The following is a 25,526-nucleotide window of genomic DNA, read 5'->3' as shown; positions in this document are numbered from 1 at the left end:
TTTGAATCTAACTTTTTATCGATCTTTTTCTAATCGTGTGATAGAATAACAGCAATATCAAATGGAGGTGTTGTTGCCATTAATGTTAAGTTTCCAGCAGAATCACTAGCACTTCAAGGATTAAAAGCAACATTAAATCGATTATCTGCAGATCATCCTCAGTATTCACTCATTTTCAGTAAATACCAGTCGAAAAAGGCAGGTATAGCTGGAGAGAAAAGAGTGGAGCAGATCTTCCGAACCCATTCTTTCCTGATGGAACATCGCATTATCCACGATTTGTCTCTTCATACAAGTGCTAAATTCCAATTAGATACAACCTTTCTCACCCAAGCCTTTGCCTTAATTTTTGAGGTGAAGAATATATCAGGAATTTTAACTTTCAAAGAAAATCCTCAGCAATTAATTCGCGAAAAATTTAGCGGCGAAGTAGATAGTTTTGAGAGCCCTGCCACCCAATTAGAACGGAATATGGCCTTACTCCGAGAATGGTTCCACCAGCAAAACATCCATCTCCCAGTTCTTGGTGTTATCGTTTTGGCTTATCCAAAGCAAATAGTCAAAGTGCCACCCCAAAATGTAAAAATATTATTTCCTAATTTGATTCCCCCCTATATTCATACTCTCTCTCATTATCCAAACAAACTTGATATCCATATGCTTGATCTTCTAACGAACAAACTTTTAAAAAGCCATCAAGAGTATATTCCTCCACCTATTTGCGAAAACTACTCCATCTCAAAAGAGGATATTCAAACGGGCGTCATTTGTCCAACCTGCAAGTATATTGGTATGAACAAGATACCTCGGTCCTGGCATTGTACTCGGTGCCGAAAAAATAATCCTTTGGCTCATGTTCAAACCATACGCGAATGGTTTCTCATCATGGGGAGAGCGATGAAGAATCAAGATTGTCGAGAATTTTTGCAAATTGATAACTTGAACACGGCCTCACGCCTCCTAAAAAATATGAATCTAAAAACCACTGGTACATTTAAAGATCGAAGCTATCAAATGGATTTTTTGCATTAAGCTACCCCATTTTAAATATATACGATAGTATTCTACTTCTATACGATACTATTTTCCATTATCCGACAGTATTTCAACTTTATGCGAGAGTAGTTTTTACTTTTGCACATCTTTTCATTCTTATTTATGAGCTTGTTCATCCATTTGATAAGCTCCAGCATCTTCTCCATAATATTTGTTATATCGTTGTTTAAACTTACCAAAAAAGTGGACGACAATTACTTTTAAGATCGCATAACCAGGAATACCAAGAATGACACCAACAACCCCAAATAAATTTCCTCCGACAAGTAATATGAACATGATGGTAATCGGATGGATTTTCATCGTATGTCCCATAATATTAGGTGAAATAAAGTGACCTTCCAAAAACTGAACTGCTGCCCATACGATTGCTAGCTTTACAAGCATAAAGGGGGAATCCACTAAAGCAATAATAATGGCTGGGGAAACAGCAATCATTGGGCCAAGGTAAGGAACAACACTTGTTACAGCAGCAACAATAGCTAATGTGATTGCATAATCCAAACCAATGATTAAATAGCCAATGTACAACAGGATACCGATGCAAGTAGCAACGATAATTTGGCCACGTATATAAGACCCTACTTGTACATCTATATTTTTAAGTACCTGATCCGCATCACCTCTATATTTTGGTGGAAGCAACTGCAAGTAATAGGACTTGAATTTTGCACTGTCCTTTAATAGGAAGAACAGAACAAATGGAAAGGTAAACAGTGCAACAAACACATGTGTCAATGTACTGGCAATACTCAAGATACCTTCATAAGCACCACCTAAATATCCGCTGATTTTATTTGGCAAATCACTTAAGGTCGATGTAACCCATTTGTATCCTTCATCATAATATGGGCCAAAAAAGGAATGATCGACCCAATCATTTATCTCTTCTCCCATCTGCTTCAAATAGATAGGGATGTCGACAATCAAATCATTAATCTGTTTTTCTATGGACGGGGCGAGGAGAAAAACTAGACCGGTTATTAGTCCGCCGATCCCCAAAATAATAATGATAATTCCCCATATCCGCTTAATATGTAGTCTTTCTAGGAGATTGACAATCGGATTCATTATATAGTAAGCAATAAAGGCAAGAATAATCGGTGCCGCGATTGTTGATAATATGACAATCACCGGATGAAAAATAAAGGAAATCTTATTGTAAATAAAAATCGTAATTCCAATGAAGATTAGGATAACTAAAGCGAAAATAAGATCGCGTCCGCCTAGGAATCTAATAAAACGGGTGGGCTGCTTCATAAGATGCACTCCTTTATAAATTATTCTTTAATAATCAAATCTATTAAAATGTTAGTGTTCGTTGTTTATTGCACTCATTTCTTATCATCTAGCTTAGGAATATGATTCATTATCTCACTCATTGTGAAGAAAATACAAGTGATATTTGGGGAAGTGACCGGTTCGTTCTATTGAAAAAATTTTAAGCAGGGCGGACCTATTGCCCGCCTACCAATTCATAGTTGATGTCCACCATTTAGCGAAGCAAAGTGTTCACCTTCAGCAGTCGGAACAGGGATGTTTCCTTCTTACGATTCCTCCAATCTATTTTAGAGAAAAAACACCCCTGGCCATTTCCGACCAGGAGCGACTTACTAAGCCCATAACCACTTCCAAATTTCTTTTGGTGTGGCATTTTTCCCATACATAAGGATACCCATTTTGAAAATTTTTCCAGCCGCTTTCATTGCTAACCAAATAAATACAAATAGTACAACGATCGCAATGATGATTTCAAGCCACGGCCACTCTTCCAACATAGCAAGACGAATTAATAGAACACCTGGTGTGGTAACCGGAATAAAGGTCATCACTTTCGCAACCAAACCACTTGGATCCATTAAAATCGGTCCCATAAATATAAACGGAAGGAATGGCAACATCATAACAATTCCTTGAAAGTTACTTGTAGAGCTCATGTCTTCGACCGTTGCTCCCATCCCGACAAAAATAGCCGCGAATAAGAGGTAGCCAGCTAAAGCGATAAGCAAGAGTAGCGCCAATTCTGGTACAAATAAGTATTCTAGGATCGGAAAGTCAATCTTCCATAAAGCGATAGGAAGAAGAAATGCTAGCCAAACGGCTACTTGTGTAATCCCTAAAACAAAATAGCCAATGATTTTTCCTTGCATAAGATCTGTTGGTGTAACAGAAGACAAAATAATCTCCGCTACCTTTTCCTTTTTTTCCTGTGAGGCAGAGGTGAAAATCATCATCCCTGTGATCACAATCGAAAATAAGACAACGCCCGCCGCAATACCAGGAACAATATGCTTGAACGGATCCCCTTCTTCAGCTGATTCACCATCTGTTTTTGAAGAATCCCCAGTATTCTCATGCTCAATCGGCTTCAATGAAACGCCCTTGCCAATGATCTCCAACTGTTGATCTGATAAATTCATTCGTTCCAATTGTAGTTGACGAAGTGGCGTTTCGATGATCGACGCTTCAAAAAGAAAACTGTCCTCCAGCTTGTCGTTTAAATAAACGGGGATTTCTCCTTCTTCTAGTGCCTTTTCTGTTAGAGCAATATAAGCTGTATGTGCAGCTGCTTCTGCTTTAGCCGCCATCTCCGCTTCAGTGACATCTGTCTGCTGTAACTCCCAATTTAACTCTGAGGAAGTAACCATTTCCTCTACTTGCCCGTAAACATCCAGATCATCTAAAATAAATACTTGTGTCGGCTCGTCTTCCGAATTAAAAAGAGTAGGAATAAACGCAAATAACATAAAAATAATCGGTGTAATGATCAAAGAAATAATAAACGATTTATTTTTCATATTGCGTTTGATTTCCCATTTGGCTACCTTCCAGCTATTTCTCATGATGATCGCCCCCTTCCTGAATACCTTGGCCTATGTGTTGATCTGTTGCCACATCTATAAAAATTTCATGTAAGGATATTCGATCAATCGATAACTCTTGAATATTCAGATTTTCTGGAAGCTGTCTTAACCATGATGGAACATGGACATCTGGAGTTAAGTAAAGCACCGCCACATCACCGGTTGATTCAACGCGTTGTACCTCTGCAAGGCGCTCCAATACTTGCACATCATTTTTCCCACGGATCGTACATTTAAAATTAGCGTATTGATTTTTTACATCTTCTAATGATCCATAAATCACCTTTTGCCCCCGATGAATCATAAATAAACGATCACAAACCTCTTCCACCATATTCATTTGATGGGAAGATAATAAAATCGCTGTCCCCTGATTTGCCAATTCCTGAATTTCCTTTTTAAAAACCTCTTGGCTAACAGGATCCAATCCCGAGAAGGGTTCATCCAAAATCAGCAGCTCCGGCTCATGAATGATCGAACCGATAAATTGCACTTTTTGCCCCATTCCCTTTGATAATTCTTCAACAGAAACCTTTTCTTTTCCCTCAAGGCCGAGCTTCGCTAAATAGTCCATCGCCCGCTGTCTTGCTTTTTTCAAGGGGTAATCCTTTAGTTCCGCTAAATATAAAATCATATCCATCACGTTCACATTCTTATAGAGACCGCGTTCCTCTGGTAAATACCCAATTTTATGGCGAGGGATTTCACCAGTTGGCTGATTATGAAATTGCACCGTGCCCTCATCTGGATACATAATCCCCATAATATTTCGGATCGTTGTCGATTTCCCCGCTCCATTCGGACCAAGAATGGCCATAATTTCTCCCTTATGCACTTGGAACGAGATGTTTTGAATAATTTGCGTTTGCTTAAAGGCTTTCCCTAATTGATCTACGGTTAAAATTGGCTCCATACCATCCGTCCTTTCTATTCTCTTACTCTTTACGAATGAAATGATCTAAAGTTTCAGGAACCCACTCTTAAAAGGTCTGTTATAAACCCTTATAAGCTGCTTCAAATAGCGGGCTCCCATTCATTTTGACGAAAACTTTATTTTCCTGCTCCTATTATATAGCGACATAATAACCCAAATAATTGTTGGAAGTGCGATCGCTCCAGCTACCATATAGCTTAAGAGGTTAATTGCGGAGTCTGCATCTGTACCACCGACATATAACAAAAGAATAACGACAATGAATAAGGTAAGGATAGGTATCATTTTTACTAAAATGACTAATCCCTTCCTCCCTTCTACCTGCCATTTGTTACTGTATGTGGTGATAATCGTCCAAGCTGCTGGAAGGGCAATTCCACTAAGAATAACAGCGACCACAAGAAGTATTGATTGTAAGCTGCCAGAGCTGATCATTGCACCAACCCAAACGAGTGCTGTTATAAAAATAAACGGAATAGCTAATTTGTTCATGGAATTACTTAAATCTTTATACTTTTCAGCTGTTGTATCTTGGTCAGTATAAATTGGTTGTGTACCAGGAAGTGCTCGAAATAAATGTATATTTGCTTCTGAGGCAATATGAGACCATCCAACAGATGAAAAAAATTCAAGGTATTCCTCTTCTGTATCCTTTTTGACTGAACGATAATCTATACTGTAGATATAGTCTGCGCTTTCCCCTTTTTCCAGGGTATACCCCATAAACTTAAAGTCACTAACATGCCAACCCTTTAAAGAAAGCTGGCGTAATTTCTCCATGTCCTTATCCTCAGAAAAGGCCAGCCCACCCGACATAATATACTTGGTTTGCCTCATTCCTCAACCTCCTTCAAGCCAGTTTCCGCTAACTGCAGCATCCGTTTTCTAAGCTCCATATCTTCACCTAATACTTCTCTGCCTTTTTCAGTAAGCAAGTATGTTTTACGTCTTGAATCCGACCCATCATGTAAATAAATCCACTCTTGTTTTAATAGCTTTTTAATGATCGTATACATCGAAGCAGGCCCGATCGTCATAGCTCCTTTTGTTGTTTCTTCAATTAAGCTCATAATAGCGTAGCCATGCCTTGGTTTTGTTAAAGCAGCCATAATATAAAACATTGAATCTGTTAAATGTTCCGTTTTTCCCATTCCATCACCTTCTATATCTCTTTCGGATATATCCAAAAATGATATATATCTAAAAAGAATATATCATAAAGTGATATACATGTCTAGAGATGATAGATTATAACTACAAGAAAAGCGCAAGGCGCCCGCTACCTTCGACAAGCAAATGTTCTGAGACAAAGAAAGGCGTTCTTTGCCTTTCATTGGCTCAGGTTATTATGCAGAACATCGGCTAAGTTCGCGCCGTCCTGGCGGCAGACTCAAACGCGACGTCCTGTCGCTTCGTCTGCACTAGTACATCCTGTACGTCGCAACGCCGATGGACTCGCTCCTGCTAGCCTCGAGCCGATGGCGCCTGGAGCTAGACAACGAAACTCAAAATTATAACTAATCCACGAGCGACAATTTTATAGTTTCCTGGTAAGCTACAAAAAAGGCACATCTTCTTAGAAATGTGCCTTCAAACCTTATATCGATTCTTTTATTTTCCGAATGTAATTAAAGCGAATGAAGAGGAAGTACACCAATTGAACTACTGTAAAGGTTCCCAGTACCATTGCTGAGCTCTTAAATAAGTTAAAACCAAACATATGCTGTAGGGCTGTGAGCGCTACTGCACCATGAATCACTGCAACAAGAATCGGCACAAAGAAGAGCAGAGCCAATTGAACGGTCAATATTTTTGAAAGCTCCTTATCTGTAAGTCCAAGTTTGCCAATAACGGAAAATTTGTGTTTCTCATCCCCTAAATCTGCATAGAGACGGAAATATAAGAAGCTGCCGGCAGCAACGAAGAAGACCGCGCCGATAAACAAGCCAATAAATAGAACGGCTCCATATGCTTGGTTAATCATATGCCAACTATACCCTAGAGAAGTAAAACTAAATGTTCCGTTTGTATCAAAACCGTCCGTTTCTTCCACATCGAATCTTTTCATTAGTTTTTCGCCAATGTCGGCTGTGTCTTTCCAATCCTTAATATAAAAACCATAATAAGTGTTTGTTTCCACTGATTCAATTTTTTTAAAAAAGCTGTCATTGACGACAAGATAATCTTCATAAGTTCCAATTAGATTCATCAGCTGAATATCAATTTGTTGAACCGTCTGTCCTTCAATCTGGTGACTAACTTTTTTAGGGATATCAGGCAGGTTATCAAAGGTATTTTGAGTATAAAGGAATACAGCCTCAGTATCTCCAAGCTTCACTTGCTTATCTGCTTGATCAGCTATCTTAGCCAACTGATTATACTCAGTTTGTGAAACAATCGCCCTTTCAACAGAATCTCCATCTGGATTTTCGACAAGAGTATGTTTAATCAAGATACTTGCCCTTTTATAATTTGTTGCAGCTAATTCCTTATCAATTTCTTGAATATGTTCCGCCTCATGCTTGTTGTCTTCATGTGACACATAGTCAAACGCAAATGGTTGACTCTCTGCTATAGAAGTCGTGAGCATATACCTAAACCCAACTAGCGAGCCAATTGCCGAGAAAGCGACCGTCGATACGATGGCCACAAAGAAAAAGGCGCGAGCATTATCTTTCATCCGATAGGCAAGATCGGATAGGAGAACAATATTTGTCTTTTTCCAAAATAGTGTCTTGCGTTTCTTTAATCGGTGAATCGTAAATACACTAAGTTGGGTAAACAGAAAATACGTTCCAATGATCACAAGAATTGTGACAGGAATCATTGCGACTACAACTTGCATTTCACGAACCACCAAAGCAATTGCATACCCAACAGCGAGTAAAAGAGCCGCTAAAATAGACAGAATCACAGAAGCCTTTGGTTCTTTTTTCGGGGCTGAACTTCCTTTTATTAAATCAATTAATTTATTCCCTTTTAAAATGGAAACCGTAAAAAAGGAAATGACAATAAACAAAATTAAAAAGGCACTAAATGTTAATAAGATCGCTTGCCATGGCAGATAAAAAGGCAAGGCTTGCTCTAAATTTAAAATGCTTTGTGCAGCCATCAAAATCAATTTGGCAAAAACGAGCCCTACTACGATGCCAGAAACGGTCGCGAAAAATCCAATTAGCACGTTTTCTAGAAAAACCATGCGACGCAGCTGCTGATTGGTCATCCCTAGCATCACCATTAAGCCAAATTCTTTTTTTCGTGATTTCAAAAAGGCACTCATCGACACGAGCACGAAAATAAATGAGAATACATAAATAATCCCCTCAGCAAAATGCAATCCAACCGCTACATGTGGATTAATTTTCGATAATCCCGGATGAAAAGCGAAAATCGCATATACAAAGAAGACAAGCACAGAAAAGAGGCTACTTAAAAAGTAAGCTGCATAAATACGTTTATTGCGAAAAACATTGTTAAACGCGAATTGACGAAAGGTCACTTGCATCCCCTCCCAACAGCGATAACACGTCGATGATCTTTTGGAAAAAGGCTTGTCGATTCTCACCACGGTGAATTTCATTGAATAATGTACCGTCTTTGATAAACACAACTCTTTCCGTATAGCTAGCTGCAATCGGATCATGCGTAACCATCATCATGGTTGTCTTATCTTCCTTATTGATTCTTTCCATCATTTCCATTGCCGCTCTCGATGCTTTAGAATCTAAATTTCCCGTCGGTTCATCGGCAAGGACCATCTTCGGATTATGAATGATCGCTCGGGCGATCGCCGTTCTTTGTGCTTGTCCACCTGATATTTCATAGATACGCTTTTTTAAAATCGATGTAATCCCTAATTTCTCCGCGACAACCGTTACAGCTTTTTCCATGTCCTTTACTTTGGTCCCATCTAATGTAAGCGGAAGAACAATGTTTTCCTCGACTGTTAAAGTGGGGAGCAAATTAAAGTCTTGGAAAATAAATCCCAATTGCTGGCGTCGAAAGAGAGCCAATTCATTATGCTTCATCCGTAATGGATCTTTGCCGTTCACGATCAGTGAGCCTGATGTCGGTTGGTCAATCGTCGCCACCATATTCAACAAGGTCGACTTCCCACTCCCTGAGGGACCCATAATCCCGACAAATTCCCCTTCCTCTATCGTCAAATCGATATCTGCTAATGCTTTATGGGCAACTTTTCCGTCATAAACCTTACTTAAATTTTTAATGTTTAAGATTTCCAAATTAAAAACCCCTTTCTCAACTAACTATAGTGTAAGAGAAACGGGCTCTTTCATACCATCGCTCTAGCTTTCATTTAGCTTACATAATTGTAAGATTATCTATGAAATACTAGTTGTACACTCGTCCCTTCTCCCTGAACAGAGGAGAGTTCAATATCATGACCCAATTTTTCACAGACCTCTTTGACTAAATAGAGCCCCATACCTGTTGATTCACGATAAACCCGGCCATTTTCTCCTGTAAAAAAGGGATTGAACACTCGTTTTAAATCCGTTTTGGGGATACCAACACCATAATCCTGCACCGTTACCATGATTTCACGCGTATGCTTCGCTTCATTAATGACCACCTTACGCCCTTTTCCAGTAGAATATTTCACTGCATTTGTAATCAATTGATTAAAGATAAATTCTAACCACTTTTCATCAGATTCCACAATTGTTTCGGAAACATGAATCTCTGGATACACGTGATTTTTGATAAACAGGCGTTTATTTTCGCGGACGGCTGCTTCAATGACTGATCGCAAAGACACAGGCTCTACTTGAAAATCTTGTTCAAACATTTCCAATCTTGCCGCATACAACACCATTTCTAAGCCCTTTTCTAACTTATCTGTTTCTTCGCGAATGCTTTCTAACTGCTCGTCGTCATCATTTTCTTGGGTGATCAATTCAATGACGGATAAGGGTGTTTTCATCTGATGAACCCATTGATTAATAAACGTTAAGTGGTCATTTCGCCTTTTTTCTTGTTGATCAAGTTGATTCATATAAATACGATGTTGTCGCTTTAATAATTCGCCTAATGCCTTGGCAAGAGGAGCTGTATCTAATGTCTCAAAGGCTTCATTCATATGAGCCATTGGGTTCGACAATCTTTTATAAAACCTGCGATGAACAAGATAACGAAAAATAAGATAGAGCATGAGAATAAATGTCGCTAAGAAAAGAGCGTAAACATACAAGGTAAAATGCTGATAACCATCCATCCAAAACACGGTTAATAAAACAATGACTTGGAGCACGTTCATAAGGATAAGCAGGAAATGATCCCGAAAAAATAGCTTCATAATGAAGACTCCCAATTGGGAATAAGCCGATAGCCTGCTCCTCTTACGGTTTCAATTGCCTCTATAATACCCAACTCCTGTAATTTTTTCCGAACTCTTGTAACATTGACATTCAACGTATTTTCATCAACAAAAGATTGGTCATCCCATAATTTTTCTAGAATCGCTTCACGGGAGGCGATTCGTGGTGAACGTTTCATTAACATTTCGAGTAGTACTGCCTCTTTCTTTGTCAGAAGGACATTTTCTCCACCTTTGGTGACTTCCATCCTCTCAACATACAAAACAAGCCCTTCTAGTTCAACGGTCCGTTCTTTCACCTTCGGAGCATATTCCCCATATGCCCGCCGTAAGCTACTTCGGATTTTCGCCATGACAATTTCATAATGAAAGGGCTTTGTAATAAAATCGTCACCGCCATTTTCTAACGCCATCACTTGATCCATTTCTCCTGAACGCGCAGAAATAAAAAGAATCGGGCAAGTGGAAATTTGCCGGATTTGCCTGCACCAATAAAAGCCATCAAAGCTTGGCAGATTAATATCCAATAATACTAAATCAGGTTGAATTTCTTTGAAAAAATCGAGAACTTTATCAAATTCTTCTGCTATGATTGCTTCAAATCCGTACTTTTCTAAATGATTTTGCAGTAATTGAGCAATCTTAGGATCATCTTCTACAATTAAAATTTTTGCCATCTTCGACCATCCTTTTCCATCTTTAACAGGGCTAGACCCTCACTTTTTTGCTATAATATGTGAAAGGGAATCTTAATTTTCATTTAGTCGTCACCCTTATCATATCTTAACCAGTCAGGAGAATAAAACATGGAGGTTTATACACAGCAAGTTATTACTGTCATACAGGCAATCCCCGTTGGGACTGTAGCCACTTATGGCCAAATTGCTCGTTTAGCTGGCAACCCTCGTGCTGCCAGACAGGTCGCTAGAATTCTTCATTCTATGAGCCAAAAATATGATTTACCTTGGCACCGTGTGGTGAATGCGAAGGGAGAGATTGTGATTAAAGATTCTGAGACTGCCTACACACAAGCTTCTTTGCTTAGTGAAGAGGGCGTCGAGGTTTCTAAAAAAGGAAAAGTAAATTTATCGAAATACCAATGGAACGCCGAAGATCATAATCAGGATTGGCTGGAGGGGTGATATCCGTATATGATAAGATACGTATAACCTATTATATAAGGAGGTAGTCAAAATAAAAATTACGGATTATTTAAACGATCCTCTTCCACTTCTCGGGTTAAAAGCAGCTCTATCAAGACTAGCTAGTCACCATTTTGCCTATTCACTTTTAAAGACTAAATGCTTAAACCTTGAAGCAGGATTAGACGGAGAATATAGAGTCAATTCTGTTTTACAAAATTACCCTTTTCCAATGGAACATCAAGTTTTCCACGATTTATCTCTCAAATCCAGCCAACTCTTTCAAATGGATCATCTCTTCCAAACGTCATCATATTCAGTCATATTCGAGACAAAAAATATTAGCGGAAAATTACGCTTTCAGGAAAATCCCAAACAATTAATTCGAATAAAAGCTGATGGTGGAATGGATGCCTTCGAGTGTCCTGCTACGCAGGTAAGAAGAAAATGCGAATTGTTAAAGGACTGGTTTCAAAATAGAAACATGGATATACCTGTATACGGCGCACTTGTCTTAGCCTACCCCAAGCAAATGGTGGAACTTGCTCCAAAGGGAACAAAAATCTTTTTCCCCATCCAACTACCCTCATTCATTAGAACTTTTCCTAAAGAGAAAGAGCCATCTGGAGATCTCAAATACATCGCACGAGACTTAGCCGCACATCATCAGCCCTATATTCCCGCTCCCATCTGTCAAACATATAACATTTCAAAAGACGATATCTTAACCGGCGTAAAATGCCAAAAATGTGGCACCTTCGGGATGAAGAAAATTAAAAGGAGCTGGGCTTGCGGAAATTGTGGGCATCATGACCAATACGCTCATATTCCCACTATTATTGAATGGTATCTAGTCGTAGAAGAGAAAATGACCAATAAGGATTGCCGTGATTTCTTACATGTTGATATGAAAACAGCTACTCGCATATTACAAGGGATGGAGTTATTAAGAACTGGCGGCAAACGCAATCGCGCCTATCAAATAGATTTCAAACGCTATTTGCAAAAACGAACTAAGTTTGACTGCATACAAGATTAAGAGTTGACTATACAAGGGGAAAATCTATAAGGGTTTATTTTTCTCTTACGGGAGAGAACGGCTCCTTACGTGTTTAAACCTCTGCCATACGGGATTATTCACTCTCTATAAGGGTTTATTTTCTCTTGCGGGATTAGACCGGCTCCTTACGTGTTTAAACCTCTGCCATACGGGATTACTCACTCTCTATAAGGGTTTATTTTCTCTTGCGGGATTAGACCGGCTCCTTACGTGTTTAAACCTCTGCCATACGGGATTAAACTCTCTATTCTCTCACAGGATTATCCAGAATTATTCCACCTCCACACCCGCCCTTTTTTATGAAAGCTAGAAATTCGGCACATAATTCCCATGTTATTCACATATTTGTTGAACATATACCCTTGAGAATTTCTGTTTTCATGAGAAGATGGGGGTAATGATTCTAGTTTGGAGGCTGTGAGTATGATGAGGATTCTCATTTACTTAATTGTGTTTTTTTCCTTTTTCGATCTCTTTTCGCAATTGCCGATTATGAGTCCATTGGCGGCTTCCCTTGGGGCACCTCCTTTTTTAGTTGGACTTGTTGTCGGGATGTTTTCTCTTTCTAATATTATCGGCAATGTGACGTCCGGCTTTTTGACGGATAAAAAAGGGCCTTTTTCCATTTTGATGTTCGGCCTATTTTCCACAGGTATCACATTATTATTATATTATTTCGCAACAGGTACTTGGATTTTATTGCTTGTTCGCTTTCTACATGGTTTCACAGCAGGTCTGATCGTTCCTGCAGCTTTTACCAATTTAGCGAATACAACGGCGAAGGAAAAGAAAGGAAAAGGAGCTGCATTATCTGGTGCTTTTATTGGATTAGCCGCGATTAGCGGACCGGCCTTCAGCGGCATCGTCGCTAGTAAGATGAATGAAGTCACCGTGTTAACGGTCACAGCTATTTTCATGTTTGTGCTAGGCATCCTATCCTTTATCTTCCTTCGCTCGTTACAAAAGGTGGAAAAGCCTAAAGTGAACAAAAAGCCAATTTCGGTGAGAATTTTTTTCCAAGATCCACTCATTATGAAAACATATTTAGGAGCATTATTCCTTATGTTCTCACAAGGCGTTGTCGCGTATATGCTTCCATTAAAAGTAGTGGAATTAGGAAGTGACACTCAAACAAGTGGTTTATTGATGAGTACATTTGGGCTAGTGGCTGTGTTAATCTTTATATTGCCAACTAATACATTATTTGATCGTTTAAAGCCTATACATACAGCCGTGTTTGGTATGTCGATCATGGGTATAAGCATGCTCCTCATCAGCTTTGCCCCAAGCATCACACTCCTTTATGTAATTATGGGTACTTACGGAATTGGTTTTGCCTTTTTATTCCCATCTTTAAACTCTATGCTTGTCGACGCAACAGATCCTGCTTATCGCGGAAAAGCATATGGATATTTTTACGCTTTCTTCTCCATGGGGGTCGTCATCGGTTCAGGTATTACAGGTTTACTCCAATTAACAGCCAACGGAGGATTCCTTTTCGCCGGAATCTTGTTATTAATTGGAGCGATTTTCATGTTTTTTAAAAATCGAACTTCGCATACAGCTGTGTAGGGGCTTTCCCACTCCTCCTCACAGCTTTTTTAAATTTAAATTTCTACAGTACCTTGCAATGAACAGTACTAGATGTTATATTATATTCAAGTACTATACATTATACAGTAGTGGAGTGGTGAAAATTGAATGTTCAATTTAAAAAGGGAGTTTTAGAACTTTGTGTTCTCGTCCTTCTGGATAAAGAAGACCGCTATGGATATGAACTTGTTCAAAGCATTTCCAATCAAATTGAAATATCGGAAGGCTCAGTCTATCCCTTACTAAGAAGATTAACAAAAGAAGGTTATTTTACAACCTATTTACGCGAATCAAACGAAGGCCCATCACGGAAATATTATAAATTAACAGAACAGGGGCGGGATTATTTATATAAACTTGTTGCAGAATGGAAACAATTTTCCAAAGGGGTCGATCACATCATCGAGGAGGGAATCGCCCATGAATAAACGGGAATTTTTATTAGAATTAGAACGATATTTGCGTTCCTTATCTTCGGTCGAAAAAAATGATATTCTTCAAGATTATGAAGATCATTTTAATTTTGGAATTGAAGAAGGGAAATCAGAGGAGGAAATCTCTGCAGCTCTTGGTTCACCAAAACAATTAGCTCGAGAAATTCTTGCCGAATATCATATAGAAAAAATGGAAACGAGCCGATCAACAGGAAATATTTTTCGCGCCGTATGGTCTGTGATTGGACTTGGCTTTATTAACTTGGTCTTAGTTCTAGGTCCGTTTATTGCCTTAGCAGGTTTATTATTAGGAGGATGGTGCTTAGGTGCTTCCTTTACACTTAGCCCCCTATTAGTTGTGATCAGTGCCCTATTCAATCCAGGAACATTCGCATGGTTCGATCTATTTTTCTCTATCGTTCTTTCTGGACTAGGCTTTTTCATATCCCTAGGAATGTATCGTCTATCCATTGACTTTAAAAACTTGCTTCTTCGTTATTTAAAATATAATGTATCTGTTGTGAAAGGTGGAAAATAACATGGTCAAGAAAATTTCAATCATCGCTCTCCTTTTTATCATTGTAGGAGGAATCGCCAGTGCCATCACATTTTCAGCAGCTAAGGAAAAAACAGCAGCTGTGACAACCGATATTAGTGATTTCTCATTTAACTCCGTGCAAATTGATGTTACGAATACAGATGTCGAACTGTTCCCTACTCAAGAACAAGCAAAGATTGAGGTAGTGGGCAGGAGCGCTCAAAAAATGAGTAACGAACTGTCAGTGGACCAACAAAGCGATATGCTTACCATTCACTCTGAAGATAAAACAAAAAAGTGGTTTTCATTCGGCTTTGATCAATCCCCTAAAATCAATGTATATGTGCCTGAAAAAGAATACGAGACCGTTCAAGTAAAGGGAAAAACAGCTGATTTATACGTTGAAAAAATCGCAGCAAAGAATATCGACATCACCACTAATGCCGGGGATATTGTAGCTGAAAACCTTACATCTGATCAACTCGCTGTCAAAGCAACGAGCGGTGATGTCCGTTTAGATCAAATCACTGGTGATACGTCTGCAGAAACAAAATCAGGAGACATTGTCTTATCTAATATTGAGGCGACCAATGTCCATAGCCTAACAAGATCAGGGGAGACCGCATTCAAAAATGTCTCTGGAGAGGTACAGGCGAAAACACGATCAGGAGATTTCTCCTTGCGTAATGATCAGATCTCAAACCCTATAACCGCTGAAACGTCAAATGGGGATATATTCATTCAAGCAAAGAACTATCCTGAAAACGTCCAGTTTGATACAGCTACAAAGCATGGAGACATACTTATTTTTGATCAAAAGAAACAAACGATCAATAACCAGAATCAAGGAACAATGATTCAGCTGGAAACAAAAAATGGAGATATTATCGTGAAGAAAAAATAGTTCTATCTGTCAAGAGGCTGAGGCTCCAAAGACGAACAAATCTATTAACTTAGCGAAGGAAATATACGTAGACTCCTGGGAAGTGAGAGTTCGACAAGGCCCCGGAAGGCGAAGCTTGAAGAGGCTTGCCACTCGCCCGTGGAAAGCGAAGTATATTTCCAGAGCGAGTGTATTTCTTTGGTGAAAACATTTTTGTTCCAGCCTCTTTTCTTTTATTTTCTCCCTTTCACCTAAACACAAATCATTTGCATATGATACTCAATCACCTTCACAAGCCTTTCCTTGTCCATTCTTTGTGGTTCTAATAAAGCATGAAGGGCCAGTCCATCAATTAAAGCATATAATCTTTCCGTTTCAATCTCGATATCCACCCCATCCCGCAGTACTCGGTGCTGACGTAAATAGAGCAATAATTTTTCCATTCCTCTAAAAATAACATCTTCTTTTGCAGCAAATATATCCTCTTTATGTCTTGTATAGAAGACATAGGCAAACCACACTTCCATCTCTGCCATTGTTTTTGCATCGATCGGGACAATTTCTAATAGAATAGCCATGACTTTTTCAAATGCTGGCAGTTCACTGGCGGCGATTTTATTAATACGTTCTGTTGCATTCTCTTTGACTAATTTCATTGCATAAACAAATAACTCATCTTGAGTTGAAAAGTAATATCGCAAAGCCCCTAAGGACAAACCAGCTTCCTTTGCAATATTGCGTACTGTCGCTCCCTCCATTCCTTGCTCTAAAATTACCTTCCAAGTAGCTTCTGCAATTTGTCTTTTTCTTTTTTCATGATCAACTATTTTTGGCATACGTTTATTTTAGCAAAATCATTTTAAAAAATACAGTTGTATTAAAATAAAAACCATGGTATATTTTAAATCTACTTTGAGGAGGGGAGGCATACAGATTGAACTTTGTCGCATGGATGATTATCGCCGCTGAAATCGGCTTTTGGGTTGTGATTCTACTTGGGTTTGTGACAAGATACCTACTAAAAAAAGAAAAACTAGGCTTTTTCTTCCTAGCTCTCACACCTGTGATTGATTTAATTTTATTGGGGACTACAAGCTTTGATTTATATCATGGGGCAACTGCCACTCAAGCCCATGGACTCGCAGCTATTTATATTGGTATTTCACTCGCCTTCGGAAAAAGTATGATTCGTTGGGCTGATGAGCGATTTCGCTATTATATAATGAAGCAAGGCCCTAAACCATTGAAGCGTTATGGCATGGATTATGCAAAGCATTATTTGAAGAGCTGGGGACAGCATGTACTTGCCTATATAATCGGGAGTGTCTTTTTACTCGGGCTTATCTTTTTCATCCAAGACCCTGCCCGCACAGAAGTATTGGATGGCTTTTGGAAACTATGGTCTTTGGTCCTTGGAATTGATTTCTTGATCGCCCTTTCCAATTTTATTTGGCCGAAGAAGGAGAAAGCGTAGCTTGTTAGATGTTTTAATCCCTTATAGAAAAAGCTTAATTCCGGATAGGAGCAGTTAGTCTTGTTTAAGCTTTTTTGCTCTTCCCCTTCCTATAAGGTAACAAAGTAATCAACGACCAACAAAATAAGAATGAAGATAAAACTAGGAAAAGCAATAAAGATAAAATTTTTCACCCATTGCATTCTTTCTTCTCTTGAACTCTTTGGTTCACCCTCATAATTAGCACGGACCCGATCTCCCCCTGCCATTGCTCCGGTAAAGAGCCCAGCAAGAAGTAAGAATACCAACACAACGCCACCAGAAATTTTCAAGACAAGCAACCAATTACTCGTGACAAAACCAACGACTAAGGCTATGATGACGATGAAAACACCGAAGCTTACATATTTCATCCTTTCACCTCCTTATACCTACACTTCTAGAAATAGCACCTTTTTCCTGCTTATTCTCATCCTATGCAAAAAAGCTTCGTGCCTTTCTCCCTCACGAAGCCATCTTCCTTAACCACATGCCTCCAACAGCAAATCCACAATATGAAGGGCGCGCACTTGATCTCCTAATCCTTCTCGCTCAATGCCAAGCTTCATCTGTAACAGACATCCAGGATTGGCTGTTACAATCGTTTGCGCTTTTGTTGCGGTGACCTTTTCCATTTTATGGTCTAATATTTTCATCGACATCTCAGGTTGAACTAGATTGTAAATTCCTGCGGAGCCACAGCAGCTATCGGCTTTTTCCATTTCTTTGTATGTGACACCAGCTATTGCCTTCATCAAAACGCGAGGAGCCTCTGCTGTTCTCATCACATTTCGTAAATGGCATGAATCTTGATAGGTCACAACTTGTTGTGTTACTTGGAGCGGCACCCGTTCATGAAAATTCAATTCATATAAAATCTGCGAAATATCCTTCATTTTTGCGCTAAACTGGCGCGCTCGTTCTGCATATTCTGGATCGTCTTTTAGCAGATGGTCGTAATCCATTAAAAAGGCGCCACAGCCTCCCGCATTGACGATAATATAATCTGCTTCTGTTTTTTCAAAAGCTGCAATATTTCTCCTAGCTAACTCCTTGGCCTTCTCTTTTTCTCCACTATGCCCATGCAAAGCACCACAGCAACCTTGATTTTCCGGAATCACGATCTCACAGCCAACCTTCTGCAGTAATTTGATCGTGGCTTCATTCGTCTCTAAAAACATCGTATCCATTAAACAGCCAGAGAAAAAGGCCACTTTTGCGGATTTGGTCCCTGATGAAGGTAGATGAGTTTTTATCCTGCGATGTCTCGGCACCTCGGGTAAAGCCTTTTCCATTTCTCGCAAGCTTTCTGGGAATAATTTCATAAAGCCAATTTTTCGAGCAACGGTTTGCAAACCACTTTTTTGATAAAATCCCAGTAAACCAACGGCTTTGGTCATCCGCTTTTGATGTGGAAACAAACCATCAAACATCGTTTTACGCAACGCCTTCACTGGTAATGAATGGGGATGATATTCATTGAAAATATCTCTTGCTTCTTCCAATAAATGACCATATTGCACTCCTGCTGGACAAACGGGTTCACAAGCCCGGCAGCCCAAACAAACATTTAATGAATGTTCCACTTCTTCATCTGGAGCAATAAGTCCGTCATAGACTGCCTTCATTAAGGCAATCCGTCCACGCGGGGAATGAGTTTCATCATATCCTGTTTCAATATAAGTTGGACAAGCGGGCAAACAAAAACCACAGCGCATACAATTCAGCAATTCTGACTCATCCATTCTTTCCTGGAATGCTTCTTGAATGTTCCTCTCACGAATTGTTAAATCCATCATGTCGACACCACCAATCGATTACGGGTTTCTTCCGTAAAAACCTTACCAGGATTTAAAATTTGTTGTGGATCTAATGCTTGTTTTATTCCTTTCATAACCGCAATCCCTGCTGCCCCTACCTTCCATTCCAAATATGGGGCCTTGACGATTCCAACTCCATGCTCACCAGTGATCGTGCCGCCTAATCGAATCGCCTGATCAAAAATATCCGCAAAAGCAGCCTCTACTCTTGCCATTTCATCCTCATCTCGAGCATCCGTCGGACAAGTTGGATGCAAATTTCCATCCCCTGCATGGCCAAATGTGCAAATCTTCACCCGATGCTTCTCTGCAATCTCATTAATTGCCTTTACCATATTGGCAATTTCCGAACGTGGGACGGTCGCATCCTCTAAAATAGTTGTCGGCTTCAATCTTGCTAAAGCTGATAATGCTGCCCGTCTTGCTGTTGTCAACGCCTCTGCTTCCTCTATTGTTGCCGCAATTTGCACAGATACAGCCCCTGTTTCTGTACAAATCAGCGCCATTTTTTCAATATCACGTGCTACTACTTCCTCAGGGCCATCCTGCTCAATCAAAAGAACGGCTTCCACATCTGTTGGCAATCCTATCTGTGAAAAATCCTCTACTGCTTGTAAAGTTGGCTGATCCAAGAATTCCAAAGTCGCTGGTATCATTTGCGCTGCAATAATTTTTGAGACAGATTGTGCCGCTGCATCAATATTTTCATAGAGTGCAAGCATTGTTTTTTTCGACTCAGGCATCGGAATTAGTTTCAATGTTGCTTCTGTGATAATCGCCAATGTCCCTTCTGAGCCAACTAGTAATTGAGTTAGATTATATCCAGCAACATCCTTGGCTAGTTTGCCACCTGTACGAATCACTTCACCATTCGCTAAAACAGCTTCCAACCCCATCACATAATCAGCGGTCACACCATACTTCAGACCACGTAACCCACCAGAGTTTTCATTAATATTGCCACCAATCGTTGAAATTTTCATCGAGCTTGGATCAGGCGGATAGAATAACCCTCTCCTCTCTACTGCTTCAATCAAATCTTGTGTAATCACACCTGGCTGCACAGTTACCGTTAAATTTTCCTCATCCACTTCAAGGATTTGATTCATATGTTTAAATAACAGCACAACTCCGCCTGCAATCGGGACTGTCCCCGCACATAAATTAGATCCAGAACCACGTGGGACAATCGGAATTTTCTCTTCCCGGCAAACGTTTACAATTTCAATCACTTCTTGAGTCGAACGCGGAGCCAATATTAAGTCGGGCATCGCTTGCATATTCGGTGTTGCGTCGTAGGAATATACAAGCCTTTGCGCCTGTGAGGTCATTATATTCTCTTTGCCTACGATCGCTTCAAACTGGCTTTTGATTGATGCGGAAATCATCATAATCCACCCTCTTTGCCTAAACTAAGAAACTCTCACCCTTTATACTCTTCCGTAAGACTCCATTTTAGATGGATGGCCTAAGTAGAGGATAAGCGTGCGCTCCCCTCACTTTATCATAAAAAAATTGGATCTCTTTTTCTATAGAGAGATATTTAAATTACTTTTCTTTTTTGATCCCTTTTTTTGTATGTTCCTCCAAAAACTGCAAAGCTAAGAATAGTTGAAATACATCTGGGACTTTCTTCACATCCAATCCCGTATATTCCTCTATTTTTTTCAAGCGATAATAAAGAGTGTTAATATGGATATGTAGCTCCTCCGCAGTCTTTTTTAGCGATAAATGATAGGTAAACAAAGCCTTTAAGGTTGCTAATAGCTCTTCCTGTGCCAATAGTGGATCAAGAATTCGTGTCATATACTCTTGCCTCGTACTTTGTTTAATTTCTTGTAAACATAGCTCTAAACGTAAATCCTCTTCAAACATTATAGGAGAGGCCTCTGAAGCTGCTAGGAGTGCCTTTTCTGCATTCGTCACCCCTATTCCCAACTTTCGTGGTATCACCTTGCTTCCAACACCAATTCGAACAGAAACTCCCCAGCTGCTTTCAATGAATGTCTTTAATTGATTTAACTTATGCAATATAGTGGTTTTCTGCATTATCGGTCCGTTATGTAAAAGTAAAAAACGATGACTGCCCCACTGGATCATTAAATCCTGGCTTTGCGAATCTTCCCAAATCTGCCTAATTTGTCCGATTGCATTGAAGATAAAGGGCGAGTGTTGATCCCATTCAATGAATATAGGTAGGCGACACAATTCTAAATCAATTTTTAATACATGCGCACGTTCTATGAATTCCGCTGTCCACTCTTTCTCTTGTATCCAATCTAGTATGAAAGATTCTATCATTCTAGCTCGCCATTGACTTTCTTCTGAAAAATAACTCTCTTTTATCATTAATTCTGTCATCTTTTGTAATAGTTCCCCAAAGGGCATAATTTGCCTAGGTTCACCTGTAATTCCAATCACTCCAATTACTTTTCCTTGAAATAATATCGGAAAATTTATACCTGCTTTTACTCCTTTTAAGTAAGGGATATCACTTTCCTTTATGATAATCTTTTCCAATTTTTGTGCACAAAGCAATGCACCTTCATGATAATCACCAATTCTCCCTTCCTCCGAGCTAGCAATGATCTCTCCTTCTATATTGACAATAATCAGGTCTTTTTCGAATAATTTTCCTACTTCATAAATAATTTTATTCGCTAGTGTTGTTGATAACATCGCTCTCCTCCGTTCTCTTCATACGACCGAGGCAGTCGTCATCCTCCTTACAAATGGAAGATTTTCCTCACCTTTTCCTTAAAGTAAGTGATTCGCTTGTACGAAGCAGCTCGATAAATACCTCCAATGCCTTTGTCTGAAATCGCGATTTAGTAATAATCGAAAACTGCCGCAAGAATGGCAGGCCCTTGATTGGTAAAACTTTCAGGTCTTTGTTTCGAATCTCCTTTTGCACAGCCCATTTTGATAATAAACTAATACCCAAGCCGGCTTCTACCGCTTCTTTAATGGGTTGCGTACTACTAAAGACTATTTTCTTCTTTGGAGAAAACAAAAGCTGGTGAAACATAGCCTCAGTAGCTTCTCGTGTGCCCGATCCCTTTTCACGGACAATCCATCGCTCATTCTCTAGGTCACTTATGGTCACAAACTTTTTAGATGCCAATGGATGATGAGTTGAAACCACAATCACCATGGAATCCTCCGCAAAATTCTCTTCTATCAATTCCTTGCCCTTTAATCCTCCTTCTATAATACCAATATCTAATTGATGGCTTGCAATAAGCTCTGCAACAGTCGCTGTATTGGCAATCGTCACAGAAGGTTCAATTTCCGGATATTGTTGCTGCAAATCGGTTAGAATATGTGGCAAGACATACTCACCAAATGTATAACTAGCGCCAATCTTTAGATCTCCTTTCGCCCTATGTGTCAAATCATCGACTAGATTTTGCATTTTCGTATATAGACCAAGAATTTCCTTAGCATGATGATACACAATATCCCCAGCTTTATTCAATTGGACATATTTATTCGTTCGCTCTAATAATCGAATCCCCATACTGTCTTCTAAAGCACGGATGTACTGACTAACAGCCGGCTGTGTCATATGCAATTCTTCTGCTGCACGGGAAAAATTCTGCTTTTCAGCAACCGTGACAAATACTTGCAAATGCTGATCCATTGTTTCGTCCCCCTTGTCCTTTCAGTGCGTGTTCAAAAAGGAGGATAAAAGCACTGGCGTCAATCGAAAATGCCCGACACTAGTATATCTTGTACAGCGAAAGCTCGAAGCGGACTTGCATGCGTTATGCTGTCTTCGACGTTCGACATAGGAGGTGTCGGCACTTAGTCGAAAATCATTTTATTAGCGCAGTGTCATTTTTACCGGCCTTTTCGAACACCCCTATTATACCATTTTACTTATCATCATTATCACAACTAATTATTTTACTTATATAGGAGTGCTCATTATCCTTAATATCAGGAGGTGTTTTCATGGGGTCATTATCACAAACACAAACTATACAAGAAAATCAAGCTGGTAAGTGGATAGCCGGAGTAGCGTTCACCTTTTTCATCGCCCTTCTTGGATATTTGCTTGCCATGGTACCAGGATTTGACCGGGTTGGGCAATTAGCCTGTGCCATTATCATTGCCGTGATCTATCGGCAAATTTTCGGTTATCCTGAGGTGATTCGAAATGGTATTACCTTTTCATCGAAAAAACTATTGCGTGTTGCTATTATTTTATACGGTCTTAAATTAAATATTGATGTCGTTTTCCACGATGGATTGGGATTACTTGCACGTGATGCTCTCGTTATTACCTTTGCTATCCTTTTGACCGTTTGGCTTGCAAAAGTATTGAAGGCGGATAAAATGATCTCCCTATTGCTTGGAGTTGGGACTGGAGTATGTGGAGCTGCTGCAATTGCTGCGATTGCACCGATCGTAAAATCAAAGGACGAAGATACTGCAATCGGTGTTGGGATTATCGCCTTAATGGGAACCGTATTCGCGATTGCATATACGATTTTACGGCCATTTCTTCCTTTAGAAGCATTGGATTATGGCATTTGGTCTGGTATCAGTCTACATGAGCTTGCCCATGTTGCGATCGCAGCTGATCCTGCTGGAGAAGACGCCCTGGCGATTGCCTTATTAGCAAAATTAGGTCGTGTCTTTTTGCTTGTTCCGCTTTGCTTCATCTTTATTTTTATTATGAAACGGAAAAACAAAGACTCTGGGCAAAACACAAAGGTTGATTTCCCCTGGTTCCTGATTGGATTTATTCTTTTGAGTATATTAGGAAGCTATGTTTTTGGACATTCTATTCCTGTATCTGATTCTGTGTTCCAAGGGGTAGCTACGGTCACAACCTGGCTATTAACAGCTGCGATGGTTGGACTTGGATTGAATGTTAGCCTTAAAGATCTACGTTCCCGAGCGTTAAAGCCATTAATCGCAATGACTATTACATCCATCTGTCTCTCCATATTAGCCTATTTCATTGTTTAATGGTTAAAATTCTTCAAGAAAAGCGCAAGCGCCCGTTTAGCGTCGTACAAACTTTTTAGGGGACTGACGAGATAAAGGAAACACGATGAACCCGAAGGGTGAATCGATGTTGACTTACGCAAGCAGGCACCGAAAGTTTGCTAGTCGCTGGGCGCTGGAGCTAGATCAAGCATTAGCCAAAATTTATACTTTCTTACCTTTCAAGAAAAGGGAGCGTCCTAGGCGAAAGCTTGCCTGACACTCCCTTTATCTTATATGGCTATGAATCATTCGATACAGACCCAACATTTGAAGGCCCTTCCTGATTAGAAGCATCGAACACCTGTCTAGCTGGAATCGCAATCGAAAGGTTTTCCTCGTCTAGGAGACTGAGAATTTGTAAATTAATATCTTCCTTCACATCCAAATGCTCTTCCCAAGCAGTCGTTTTTGTAAAAAAGTAAAGCATTATATCATAACCATTTTCCTTAAATTCATCAAATTTGACCAAAATGGTTTCTGGATGAACGCCTGGATGGTTCTTGATCATCGTTTCTATTTTACTTTTTGTATCACGGACTTTTGCATATGATGTGTCATAAGGCAATCTCACATTAAAATTTACTCTTCTTTTATTCATTTTATTCCAATTGGTAATGGCTTCGTTTGATAATGTCGAATTGGGAACTGTTACGAGCGCATCGGCAAACGTACGGATTTTCGTACTACGGAAAGTAATATCTTCCACTGTTCCCTCCACTGTTGGTGTTAAGATCCAATCGCCAATTGTAAAAGGCTTTTCGGTAATAATCACCACTCCGCCAAATAAATTCGCTAACGCATCCTTAGCGGCAAAGGCAAAAGCAAGTCCACCAATACCTAATCCAGCCACAAAGGTACTAATTTTATAATCAAATTCTTCCGCAATCACGGAAATGGTGATCGCTACAATAATAAAGCGAAGGGTTTTGGACAAAATCGGAATTAAAATCTCATCAATATTAAAATGAAACTTCTCATTGATTTTGGTAAACAAGCTAGAAGAAGCATCTGCTAGATTAAATAATCCCCAGCCTATGATCAAAATAATAGAAGATCGAATGAGATGAAGAAATAAAGGATTCGTTTTGTCCAAATATGGAAAATAGGAAACTGCGATATACAGACCGATAATAATAAATAACCATCGTAACGGCTTTTCAAAAGCCCTTGTTATATTGGTAAATAAGCTCCCGGGTACTTTTTGCGTCAATTTTAATATAATCGTAAATACTAATTTCGTAAGAACCTTTCTTAAAAAAAGAAATAATAAAAACACCCCAATGGCAATAAGGATGCCGATTATATCTTCAATATAGTTTGGCTGCCAGCTTTCCCATGGTTTCCAGAACATATCCTCATGACCTCCTTAAG

General features: G+C 39.5%; 25 protein-coding genes. 9 read left to right on the top strand and 16 right to left on the bottom strand.

Annotated features, from left to right (window positions below; genetic code table 11):
* The first annotated feature begins 45 nt into the window (after positions 1–45).
* Positions 46–1,032 (top strand): nuclease-related domain-containing protein, encoded by a 987-nt coding sequence (locus IPU53_RS12690; RefSeq protein ID WP_313886490.1) that lies wholly within the window; start codon positions 46–48, stop codon positions 1,030–1,032.
* A 120-nt stretch (positions 1,033–1,152) separates the two neighbouring features.
* Here the strand turns inward: IPU53_RS12690 and IPU53_RS12685 are convergent, their stop codons facing one another.
* From IPU53_RS12685 to IPU53_RS12645, 9 genes are all read right to left on the bottom strand, one after another.
* A complete protein-coding gene (locus tag IPU53_RS12685; protein ID WP_207451227.1) occupies positions 1,153–2,316 on the bottom strand; it encodes an AI-2E family transporter in 1,164 nt (387 codons plus the stop codon).
* A 353-nt stretch (positions 2,317–2,669) separates the two neighbouring features.
* Positions 2,670–3,899, bottom strand: coding sequence for an ABC transporter permease (locus tag IPU53_RS12680; protein ID WP_207451226.1), 1,230 nt, complete (start codon positions 3,897–3,899; stop codon positions 2,670–2,672).
* Positions 3,889–4,833 (bottom strand): ABC transporter ATP-binding protein, encoded by a 945-nt coding sequence (locus IPU53_RS12675; RefSeq protein WP_207451225.1) that lies wholly within the window; start codon positions 4,831–4,833, stop codon positions 3,889–3,891. The genes IPU53_RS12680 and IPU53_RS12675 overlap by 11 nt, the downstream gene beginning before the upstream one ends.
* Positions 4,834–4,953: 120 nt before the next feature.
* Complete coding sequence (locus IPU53_RS12670; protein ID WP_207451224.1) at positions 4,954–5,691, bottom strand: DUF2812 domain-containing protein; 738 nt, start codon at positions 5,689–5,691, stop codon at positions 4,954–4,956.
* The gene (locus IPU53_RS12665; protein WP_207451223.1) at positions 5,688–6,005 is read right to left on the bottom strand and encodes a PadR family transcriptional regulator; all 318 of its coding nucleotides are present in this window, start codon (positions 6,003–6,005) and stop codon (positions 5,688–5,690) included. The genes IPU53_RS12670 and IPU53_RS12665 overlap by 4 nt, the downstream gene beginning before the upstream one ends.
* A gap of 446 nt (positions 6,006–6,451) precedes the next feature.
* On the bottom strand, positions 6,452–8,353 hold the full coding sequence (locus tag IPU53_RS12660) for an ABC transporter permease (protein ID WP_207451221.1): 1,902 nt from the start codon (positions 8,351–8,353) through the stop codon (positions 6,452–6,454).
* Entirely contained in the window at positions 8,328–9,098 is a 771-nt protein-coding gene (locus IPU53_RS12655) for an ABC transporter ATP-binding protein (protein ID WP_242698265.1), read from the bottom strand. The genes IPU53_RS12660 and IPU53_RS12655 overlap by 26 nt, the downstream gene beginning before the upstream one ends.
* 95 nt (positions 9,099–9,193) lie before the next feature.
* Complete coding sequence (locus IPU53_RS12650; RefSeq protein WP_207451219.1) at positions 9,194–10,171, bottom strand: sensor histidine kinase; 978 nt, start codon at positions 10,169–10,171, stop codon at positions 9,194–9,196.
* Positions 10,168–10,869, bottom strand: coding sequence for a response regulator transcription factor (locus tag IPU53_RS12645; protein ID WP_207451217.1), 702 nt, complete (start codon positions 10,867–10,869; stop codon positions 10,168–10,170). Before IPU53_RS12645 ends, IPU53_RS12650 begins: the two co-directional genes overlap by 4 nt.
* Positions 10,870–10,998: 129 nt before the next feature.
* Between IPU53_RS12645 and IPU53_RS12640 the strand changes: the two genes are divergently transcribed.
* From IPU53_RS12640 to IPU53_RS12615, 6 genes are all read left to right on the top strand, one after another.
* On the top strand, positions 10,999–11,334 hold the full coding sequence (locus IPU53_RS12640) for an MGMT family protein (protein ID WP_207451215.1): 336 nt from the start codon (positions 10,999–11,001) through the stop codon (positions 11,332–11,334).
* A 52-nt stretch (positions 11,335–11,386) separates the two neighbouring features.
* Complete coding sequence (locus IPU53_RS12635) at positions 11,387–12,373, top strand: nuclease-related domain-containing protein (RefSeq protein ID WP_207451398.1); 987 nt, start codon at positions 11,387–11,389, stop codon at positions 12,371–12,373.
* 447 nt (positions 12,374–12,820) lie between these two features.
* On the top strand, positions 12,821–13,966 hold the full coding sequence (locus IPU53_RS12630) for an MFS transporter (protein WP_207451396.1): 1,146 nt from the start codon (positions 12,821–12,823) through the stop codon (positions 13,964–13,966).
* A gap of 125 nt (positions 13,967–14,091) precedes the next feature.
* The gene (locus IPU53_RS12625) at positions 14,092–14,415 is read left to right on the top strand and encodes a PadR family transcriptional regulator (protein WP_207451213.1); all 324 of its coding nucleotides are present in this window, start codon (positions 14,092–14,094) and stop codon (positions 14,413–14,415) included.
* Positions 14,408–14,959, top strand: coding sequence for an HAAS signaling domain-containing protein (locus IPU53_RS12620; protein ID WP_207451211.1), 552 nt, complete (start codon positions 14,408–14,410; stop codon positions 14,957–14,959). The genes IPU53_RS12625 and IPU53_RS12620 overlap by 8 nt, the downstream gene beginning before the upstream one ends.
* A 1-nt stretch (position 14,960) precedes the next feature.
* Complete coding sequence (locus IPU53_RS12615) at positions 14,961–15,863, top strand: DUF4097 family beta strand repeat-containing protein (RefSeq protein WP_207451209.1); 903 nt, start codon at positions 14,961–14,963, stop codon at positions 15,861–15,863.
* Positions 15,864–16,093: 230 nt separating this feature from the next.
* Here IPU53_RS12615 and IPU53_RS12610 read toward each other — a convergent pair whose 3' ends face one another.
* Positions 16,094–16,678, bottom strand: coding sequence for a TetR/AcrR family transcriptional regulator (locus tag IPU53_RS12610; protein ID WP_207451207.1), 585 nt, complete (start codon positions 16,676–16,678; stop codon positions 16,094–16,096).
* Positions 16,679–16,776: 98 nt separating this feature from the next.
* Between IPU53_RS12610 and IPU53_RS12605 the strand changes: the two genes are divergently transcribed.
* Positions 16,777–17,316, top strand: coding sequence for a hypothetical protein (locus IPU53_RS12605; protein WP_207451206.1), 540 nt, complete (start codon positions 16,777–16,779; stop codon positions 17,314–17,316).
* 89 nt (positions 17,317–17,405) lie between these two features.
* Here IPU53_RS12605 and IPU53_RS12600 read toward each other — a convergent pair whose 3' ends face one another.
* The 5 genes from IPU53_RS12600 to IPU53_RS12580 form a co-directional block, all read right to left on the bottom strand.
* A complete protein-coding gene (locus IPU53_RS12600) occupies positions 17,406–17,708 on the bottom strand; it encodes a DUF5316 domain-containing protein (RefSeq protein ID WP_207451205.1) in 303 nt (100 codons plus the stop codon).
* Positions 17,709–17,816: 108 nt separating this feature from the next.
* A complete protein-coding gene (locus IPU53_RS12595; RefSeq protein ID WP_207451394.1) occupies positions 17,817–19,130 on the bottom strand; it encodes a (Fe-S)-binding protein in 1,314 nt (437 codons plus the stop codon).
* On the bottom strand, positions 19,130–20,542 hold the full coding sequence (gene glcD / locus IPU53_RS12590; RefSeq protein WP_207451392.1) for a glycolate oxidase subunit GlcD: 1,413 nt from the start codon (positions 20,540–20,542) through the stop codon (positions 19,130–19,132). The genes IPU53_RS12595 and glcD overlap by 1 nt, the downstream gene beginning before the upstream one ends.
* Before the next feature lie 160 nt (positions 20,543–20,702).
* On the bottom strand, positions 20,703–21,833 hold the full coding sequence (locus IPU53_RS12585) for a CdaR family transcriptional regulator (protein ID WP_207451204.1): 1,131 nt from the start codon (positions 21,831–21,833) through the stop codon (positions 20,703–20,705).
* A 67-nt stretch (positions 21,834–21,900) separates the two neighbouring features.
* Positions 21,901–22,797, bottom strand: a complete 897-nt coding sequence (locus IPU53_RS12580) for a LysR family transcriptional regulator (protein WP_207451203.1) — start codon at positions 22,795–22,797, stop codon at positions 21,901–21,903.
* A 314-nt stretch (positions 22,798–23,111) separates the two neighbouring features.
* Here IPU53_RS12580 and IPU53_RS12575 point away from each other — a divergent pair, with 314 nt between their 5' ends.
* Complete coding sequence (locus IPU53_RS12575) at positions 23,112–24,134, top strand: YeiH family protein (protein WP_207451202.1); 1,023 nt, start codon at positions 23,112–23,114, stop codon at positions 24,132–24,134.
* A gap of 259 nt (positions 24,135–24,393) precedes the next feature.
* Here IPU53_RS12575 and IPU53_RS12570 read toward each other — a convergent pair whose 3' ends face one another.
* Positions 24,394–25,506, bottom strand: a complete 1,113-nt coding sequence (locus IPU53_RS12570) for a mechanosensitive ion channel family protein (RefSeq protein ID WP_207451201.1) — start codon at positions 25,504–25,506, stop codon at positions 24,394–24,396.
* Between the last annotated feature and the right edge of the window lie 20 nt (positions 25,507–25,526).

The sequence above is a fragment of the Bacillus sp. SD088 genome (genome assembly GCF_017355205.1).
GTDB lineage: Bacteria > Bacillota > Bacilli > Bacillales > Bacillaceae_C > Lederbergia.
This window is presented reverse-complemented; position numbering and strand designations above follow the sequence as displayed.

What these genes read in the sequence shown, in the direction of transcription:
- glcD (WP_207451392.1), bottom strand. Translation starts at nt 20,542, where the DNA reads ATGATTTCCGCATCAATCAAAAGCCAGTTTGAAGCGATCGTAGGCAAA.
- IPU53_RS12680 (WP_207451226.1), bottom strand. Translation starts at nt 3,899, where the DNA reads ATGAGAAATAGCTGGAAGGTAGCCAAATGGGAAATCAAACGCAATATG.
- IPU53_RS12685 (WP_207451227.1), bottom strand. Translation starts at nt 2,316, where the DNA reads ATGAAGCAGCCCACCCGTTTTATTAGATTCCTAGGCGGACGCGATCTT.
- IPU53_RS12650 (WP_207451219.1), bottom strand. Translation starts at nt 10,171, where the DNA reads ATGAAGCTATTTTTTCGGGATCATTTCCTGCTTATCCTTATGAACGTG.
- IPU53_RS12570 (WP_207451201.1), bottom strand. Translation starts at nt 25,506, where the DNA reads ATGTTCTGGAAACCATGGGAAAGCTGGCAGCCAAACTATATTGAAGAT.
- IPU53_RS12580 (WP_207451203.1), bottom strand. Translation starts at nt 22,797, where the DNA reads ATGGATCAGCATTTGCAAGTATTTGTCACGGTTGCTGAAAAGCAGAAT.
- IPU53_RS12675 (WP_207451225.1), bottom strand. Translation starts at nt 4,833, where the DNA reads ATGGAGCCAATTTTAACCGTAGATCAATTAGGGAAAGCCTTTAAGCAA.
- IPU53_RS12610 (WP_207451207.1), bottom strand. Translation starts at nt 16,678, where the DNA reads ATGCCAAAAATAGTTGATCATGAAAAAAGAAAAAGACAAATTGCAGAA.
- IPU53_RS12620 (WP_207451211.1), top strand. Translation starts at nt 14,408, where the DNA reads ATGAATAAACGGGAATTTTTATTAGAATTAGAACGATATTTGCGTTCC.
- IPU53_RS12615 (WP_207451209.1), top strand. Translation starts at nt 14,961, where the DNA reads ATGGTCAAGAAAATTTCAATCATCGCTCTCCTTTTTATCATTGTAGGA.
- IPU53_RS12670 (WP_207451224.1), bottom strand. Translation starts at nt 5,691, where the DNA reads ATGAGGCAAACCAAGTATATTATGTCGGGTGGGCTGGCCTTTTCTGAG.
- IPU53_RS12585 (WP_207451204.1), bottom strand. Translation starts at nt 21,833, where the DNA reads ATGTTATCAACAACACTAGCGAATAAAATTATTTATGAAGTAGGAAAA.
- IPU53_RS12665 (WP_207451223.1), bottom strand. Translation starts at nt 6,005, where the DNA reads ATGGGAAAAACGGAACATTTAACAGATTCAATGTTTTATATTATGGCT.
- IPU53_RS12640 (WP_207451215.1), top strand. Translation starts at nt 10,999, where the DNA reads ATGGAGGTTTATACACAGCAAGTTATTACTGTCATACAGGCAATCCCC.
- IPU53_RS12645 (WP_207451217.1), bottom strand. Translation starts at nt 10,869, where the DNA reads ATGGCAAAAATTTTAATTGTAGAAGATGATCCTAAGATTGCTCAATTA.
- IPU53_RS12595 (WP_207451394.1), bottom strand. Translation starts at nt 19,130, where the DNA reads ATGGATTTAACAATTCGTGAGAGGAACATTCAAGAAGCATTCCAGGAA.
- IPU53_RS12600 (WP_207451205.1), bottom strand. Translation starts at nt 17,708, where the DNA reads ATGAAATATGTAAGCTTCGGTGTTTTCATCGTCATCATAGCCTTAGTC.
- IPU53_RS12630 (WP_207451396.1), top strand. Translation starts at nt 12,821, where the DNA reads ATGAGGATTCTCATTTACTTAATTGTGTTTTTTTCCTTTTTCGATCTC.
- IPU53_RS12575 (WP_207451202.1), top strand. Translation starts at nt 23,112, where the DNA reads ATGGGGTCATTATCACAAACACAAACTATACAAGAAAATCAAGCTGGT.